The following is a 5,963-nucleotide window of genomic DNA, read 5'->3' as shown; positions in this document are numbered from 1 at the left end:
TGCGCATCTGCATAACGGAAAATCATTACGCTGTTGGCGAAACCACCACCGATACGGGGGTTATATTTCATAACACGAATCCCTGTGCGCTCACTGTTGTTGATCAGGCTGGGTGCTCCGTTCCCGTCTACAAATCCGCGAGAGAATTCCAGGGGATTTCCCTGACGGTCTTCAAGGGGGGTAGGCGTAGAAGCCAGGTCATATTGCTGCCCGATCAGGAACCCGTTTCCAACATTGGAACCGTCTTCCAAACCTCCGTTGTCAGAGGTGCCTTCTCTTCCAGTAAAAGGTACGCCAACATTTGGAACCCCACCGCGGCGTTCTTCCTGCCCATCGATTTGGGCGCTTTCCAGGTCGCTGTCATAGCGGTTCTGATTCGGATCTCCTTCAAAAAGGTCGTAGAACTCAGCCAATGTGCTGAAACCGTTCCAGCCTCCTCCACCTAAACTGGTGGAATTATAATGCAAACCGTTGAAAATACGGTTTCCGGAATTTCCGGAATCGGTAAACCAAATGGTTTCAGTATCTGAAGTAGGCTCGAAAATTTCAAAATACCCGGACTGTAATGCGTATCCGTCAGCTGCAATGGCGTCAACCAGATTAACTACCTCCTGCATATCGGCAGGATTAAAAGAAGTCGGCGCGGCTTCCAACAATTGACTTTCAAAAACACTGCGGTTTAAAAGGACTTTGGCCTTAAGATAACGCGCAGCGGCTTTACTAGCCCGGTTCAACCCGTCACTCCCGGCTGGGGTGGCTGGCAAACCAGCAATGGCGGCATCCAGGTCAGCAAGAATAAAGTCAACCGCAACAGCTCCTATAAGAACTTCAGGAACCGCAGTTGAAGAAAGTTCCGTATCTCTGAAAGGAACCTGACCGTAAAGGTCCAAAATCATGTACATGGACCAGGCGCGAATAAAATGCGCCGAGGCTGCGACGTCAGAAGGAGCCGCGCTTCGCGTATCCAGAATCTGGGAAGCGAGAAGTTGGTTGGAGTTCCACTGGTCAAAAGGAGTGAGGATATCTGTTTCCTCAAAACCCCATTCGTGTTGGTGGAGCTTTCTCCAGCGGCCATTATCCCCCCAGTCAGCTCCCCGTGTGGGAACCAATTGTTCGTCTGTTGTAACGGTTGTAAGGGCATACGTATTTGCCTGATCTCCCAGTTGTCCGCCCACCTGGTTGTACAGCTGGTCTAAAGCGGACTGGGGATCTTCCAGGCCTTGGAAACCTTCACTGATGAAGGAGTCCGTTTCCTCAATTTCCAAATCGGTACAGGAGTACAGCCCGAATACCGCCAGGAAAGCAAGGGATAAGAATTTCAATTCAAATCTTTTCATGATCTACAATTTTTTTTAATTAAAATGTCGCGTTAATTCCAAAGGTAACGGTTAATGGATTTGGGAACGCCGCCCAGTCGATTCCCCTCGTAGGTATTCCGGAGCCTAAGGACCCTGTACCTACAGTTACTTCCGGATCAATTCCACTGTAGTCCGTCCAAAGGGCCAGGTTCTGACCTGTTAGTGATAAACGGAGTCCTTTAAACGCACCGTCACCACTTAGAGGCACATTGTACCCAATGGTTGCGTTCTGGAAGCGGACAAAATCTCCTTTTTCAAGAAAACGAGTGGAAACTGCCGTAGAAGCTCCTCCGTTTTCCCCACTGTCGACAACAGCCTGGGTTACGTTCCGCGCCGTAGTCAACTGCCCGGCATTAAAGAAAGAGTTGGCCGTGTTGTTGTATACTGAGAACCCAAATTGTCCATTGAAGAAGGCAGAGGCGTCCCAGTTCTTATGACGGAAGGTCAGGGACAAACCTGAAGTAACGTCAGGCAGACCATCTTGACCTACAAAGAACTTATCTGCATCCGGATCTCCTATACCGTTGCCATCGACATCTCTGTATGTTGGGTTTCCTTCACCGTCAAAACCAAGGAATTCAGCCATATAGTACGAGAAGAGGGAATTACCCGCTTCAAAACGCTGGGCAAAGGCTCCAGACAAACCTGGACCGTTAATTTCACCCGTGTTGATCGCCCCGGCAAAATCCTGGATTTCATTGTCATTGTAGGCAATGTTGAAGGACGCACCAAAAGTAGTGTTCTCCGTCTGAACAAAGTCATATGCTATAGCAAATTCAATACCCTGGTTGATGACAGAGGCATCCACGTTACCAAATTGGAACGGAATGGTGGAAGGTGCAGCAGGTGGTGTTTGCAGCAACAGGTCATTGGTTTCCCTCCGGTAGACATCAATACTACCACTGAGGCGATCCATGTTGAATCCGAAATCCAGACCTACTGTGAGATCCAGGGTGGTTTCCCACTTCAGATCCGGCACGTCTGTAGCGACAATACTCAAACCATTCTGGTTAACCGTGTTGTCGTTGTTGATTCCCAGATTTGCAAAACGCTGGCGGGCTACAAAATTCCCATATCCTAAACCTTCTTGGTTACCGATAAGACCGCCACTCAGTCTGAGTTTCAGAGTGGAAATTTTTTCTCCGATGAAATCCTCTTCACCAATTTGCCATGCAAAGGCTCCTGAAGGGAAAAAGCCGTACTGATTCTCAGGACCAAATCTAGAGGATCCATCCGCCCTGAAGGTTCCTGTGAAAAGATATTTATCAGCGATTGTGTAGTTGATCCTTCCGAAGAAAGACTGCAACTCGTCTGTGTTGTCAAAATAATCGGCGGTAGCCGCTCGTACACCCCTGTTAAATTCAAATGCATTTTCTTCACCGGCAACTACAGTCGGGAATAAGCGGTTTACAATCAGGCTACTCGTATTTACCCCGTAATAAAACTGTTGGTAGGAACCATCGACTGTTTGACCAGCGGCATTCAGCGTTCTTCGCATATCCTCACCCATTCTGTTCAGATCGGATGTTCCGAAACCACGGGCTGCAGTGTTACGGCCTGATGTGCGGAAGTTCTGATACGCATACCCGAGCAGGGCATCCAGACGGGAATTGCTAAACGACTTCTTATAGTTGAGCGTCGCTTCCATCGTCTTGTTCAAACGGTCCAATGTATTGTAGGTTCCGAAACCATTGCCTTCAATTCCTGTGAAATTCTGAATTTTGGAACTGATCACAGAGGTGTTCTCACTATTGGATTGGTCATAACCCAAATTGAGCTTGGCCGAAAAGTCTGAGGTGATCAAATACTCGGCAGACCCGTTTAACAGGATACGATTCGTATTGGTTTTATTCTGTGTTTCAGCGAGGTAATTTGCAGGCTGAACCTGTCCACCCCCATCGTCAAATGTAGGGTTGCCCGGCCATGTTGGGTTGGCAGAATAAGCTGATCCCAGGATATCCCCACGGAAACCGGCAGTGGCCGAAAGAGGTGGTTGTTCCCGGTTTACCCGGGCTATAGTTGCATTTACGTTTATCAGTAAACGATCCTGGAAGAACTTGTGAGCTACGTTGATACGTCCCGAGATCCTTTCAAATTCGGATTTTTCAACTACACCAAATTGGTCCTGATAACCAAAAGTAGCCCGGATGTTTCCGTTGTTATAGCGGTTCGAATAGGCCAGGTTGTTGTTTGTTGAAGCGGATGTACGCGTCACAACATCCTGCCAGTTGGTGTTGGCTCCGAAGTTTACGTCATCCCTGTTACCTCCGTAAAGTTCCACAGCATCGAGGAACTCTTCGTTGTCGAGAAGGTCGAACTGACGCACTGGAGTGGCAACACTCAAATTGGAAGACCATTCGAATTTTCCTCCTTCAGATCCTTTACCTGATTTTGTGGTAATGATGATTACCCCGTTAGCACCCCGAGATCCATAAATGGCCGTTGCGGAGGCATCTTTGAGGATACTCATACTTTCGATGTCATTCGGGTTCAGGAAGTTCAAAGGGTTACCCACTTCGGTTTGTCCGTCTCCGGAATCTCCGGTGGCATCCGTATTCTGCCCGAAAAGCGGTACGCCATCCACTACAAAGAGTGGGTTGTTACTCGCCCGTACTGAGTTAGCTCCCCTGATGTTCACATTAATACCTGCGCCAGGTTCCCCACTCACTTGCTGAATGTTCACCCCGGCGGCCTTACCCTGGATCAATTGTTCCGGGGAGGAAATAACCCCGCCGTTAAATTCGTCTGAGGTTACGGCTGCGACTGATCCGGTCGCATCTTTAACCGTAGTGGTACCATAACCAATGATCACTACTTCGTCCAATGCCTGAGCATCTTCCTCAAGTACGACATTAATGGAGGAGCGGCCACTAACCCCAACTTCCTGGGTAGAATACCCGATGTAGCTGAAAACCAAAATGGCGTTTCCATCGACTCCGTCAAGGGTGTAGTTCCCATCGAAATCTGTTTGAGTACCATTGGTCGTTCCCTTAACCACAACACTAGCTCCCGGAAGGGGGCCAGATGCGTCAGAAACATTACCTGATACTTCCTGCGCTTGCGCCCATCCAAAGCATAGAAAAGCTCCGACAAGCAGTAAGCTCCTGAGTAGCGTAATCTTCATAAATCGTTCGTTTTAAGTTTAGTTAATTCAATTCAAGAGGTCAAAGTATGCAAAAAAATTGTTAATATCCTACTCTTAAAAGGATTAAAAGGTACGAAAACGGTTTCGTGTTGATATATTGCTTTTCCTGTTAATCCCTAAAAATATGATCGCCTACATTGCGTAATTAATAATTGTTGGGGTGGTTTTTTATCTAAATCTGAGACAAATATATAATTTTTTTGGTCTGAAGCCAATTTACCACCTTCCCACTCGGCCAGAATTTATAGTATTTCTAAGGATTTAGCCCAACTGAAAATGGGCCGCAAGGATTGGGGATTATTGATTAACTTCACATTTCTTTAAAAGCAACCGGGAGGATGATTCGCAGAAAAGTTACGCTTAAGGACATCGCGCGAGAACTGGATGTTTCCATTTCAACCGTTTCCAAAGCATTAAAGAACAGTTCTGAGATTGGCAGGGATACCCGGGACAAAATTCAGGCCTTCGCCAGGGCACACAACTACAAGCCCAATAATATAGCGGTTAGTCTTAAAAATAAACGCACCCGAAATATCGGCGTCATTATCCCGGATATTGTACATCACTTTTTTACGACGGTATTCCGGGGGATAGAGAAATATGCCAACAGCCTGGGTTATAATGTCATCGTTTGCGTTTCCGATGAGTCTTTTGACAAAGAGGTGATCAATACCGAGTTGCTCGCCAATGGCAGCATAGATGGTTTTATTATTGGCCTTTCGGCTGAGACTCAGGAAAAACAGGATTACACACATCTGAAAGAAGTGACAGATCAGGGCATCCCTGTGGTGCTTTTTGACCGCGTCACAGAAGAGATCCCTTGCGATAAAGTGGTCATAGATGATGAAGCAGCTGCAATGGAGGCCGTGGAATTCCTGATTCATAGCGGGAAGAAACGGATAGCTTTTTTTACCACAGCCCACAAATTGGGAGTAAGTGAAAAAAGAGGCAAAGGGTATCAGAAGGCCCTTGCCAAACACGGGATACCTTTTTGTGAAGATCTCGTATTGGAGCTCCCCTTTCAATTCGAAGAAGAGCAGTTGAGCCGCTCTTTTTTTCAAAAACAGTCTTTTGATGCGGTCTTAAGTGTCAATGAGATTTTTGCGATTCGGGGTATGAGACTCGCCAGCGAACTCGGATACGACATTCCCGGGGATATTTCCTTTATCGGTTTTACCGATGGAATCCTTTCCAAATACGCTACTCCCGGCCTGAGTGCTATTGCCCAGCACGGGGAAGAGATGGGAGAAACGGCGGCCCGAATGCTCATCGACAAAATTGAAAACGAATACGATGAAACCGACGCCGGGAATTATCGGACAGAAATCATTCAGGCCAGTCTGGTAAAGCGGGCTTCGACCTGATGGATCCCCGAGGATTTTACAGGCACGCCTTGCTGAGCCATAGGTTTGCGCTCGATCGGGGGACTGCCTTTCAAAAAATCATTCCTTATACACCTG

The 5,963-nt window shown here is 47.4% G+C and carries 3 protein-coding genes; 1 reads left to right on the top strand and 2 read right to left on the bottom strand.

The window, feature by feature from the left end:
• On the bottom strand, nucleotides 1-1,337 hold a 1,337-nt coding region (locus WBV75_RS12870; RefSeq protein WP_424120991.1), incomplete at its 3' end, for a RagB/SusD family nutrient uptake outer membrane protein.
• Nucleotides 1,338-1,356: 19 nt separating this feature from the next.
• Nucleotides 1,357-4,482 carry a SusC/RagA family TonB-linked outer membrane protein gene (locus tag WBV75_RS12865; RefSeq protein WP_424120990.1) on the bottom strand — a complete coding sequence of 1,042 codons (3,126 nt, stop codon included), beginning with the start codon at nucleotides 4,480-4,482 and terminating at the stop codon, nucleotides 1,357-1,359.
• Between the two features lie 362 nt (nucleotides 4,483-4,844).
• Between WBV75_RS12865 and WBV75_RS12860 the strand changes: the two genes are divergently transcribed.
• Nucleotides 4,845-5,867 (top strand): LacI family DNA-binding transcriptional regulator, encoded by a 1,023-nt coding sequence (locus WBV75_RS12860; RefSeq protein WP_424120992.1) that lies wholly within the window; start codon nucleotides 4,845-4,847, stop codon nucleotides 5,865-5,867.
• Nucleotides 5,868-5,963 lie beyond the last annotated feature (96 nt).

The sequence above is a fragment of the Robiginitalea sp. genome, from assembly GCF_049588695.1.
GTDB lineage: Bacteria > Bacteroidota > Bacteroidia > Flavobacteriales > Flavobacteriaceae > Robiginitalea.
This window is presented reverse-complemented; position numbering and strand designations above follow the sequence as displayed.